This is a genomic window from Stenotrophomonas sp. SrG, from assembly GCF_050031795.1.
Lineage (GTDB): Bacteria > Pseudomonadota > Gammaproteobacteria > Xanthomonadales > Xanthomonadaceae > Stenotrophomonas > Stenotrophomonas rhizophila_A.
This window is the reverse complement of the sequence record NZ_JBNBBE010000617.1, coordinates 1-250: the sequence shown is the minus strand read 5'-3', so window position 1 is coordinate 250 and position 250 is coordinate 1. Positions and strand designations below refer to the sequence as shown.

The window sequence follows — 250 nt, the reverse complement described above, 5'->3', positions numbered from 1 at the left end:
AAGGTCCCCGCGTAGTTGCGGATCATCCACGGCCTGTGCCGCTCCACACGTCTGCGGCGGATTGCACTCCTGGCCAACAGCGCCGTGGTCAACCACGCCAGGGCGGTACCGGCACAACCAATCTTGATGGAATGCGGAGCCGGGGTGGTGGCGATCAATCCGGCCGCTGCTGCGCTGGCCGTGAGGCCTCCACCGAAGTAGAGATACCCAACCCGCCGATGCAGTGCGGGCCGCTCCCACCACCAGCGTG

General features: G+C 66.8%; 1 protein-coding gene. It reads right to left on the bottom strand.

Going from position 1 to position 250, the window contains the following annotated elements; translation table 11 throughout:
- The coding region (locus ACQG3P_RS21050) for a DUF2306 domain-containing protein (RefSeq protein WP_426806140.1) at window positions 1-224 on the bottom strand (224 nt) is incomplete at its 3' end.
- Between the last annotated feature and the right edge of the window lie 26 nt (window positions 225-250).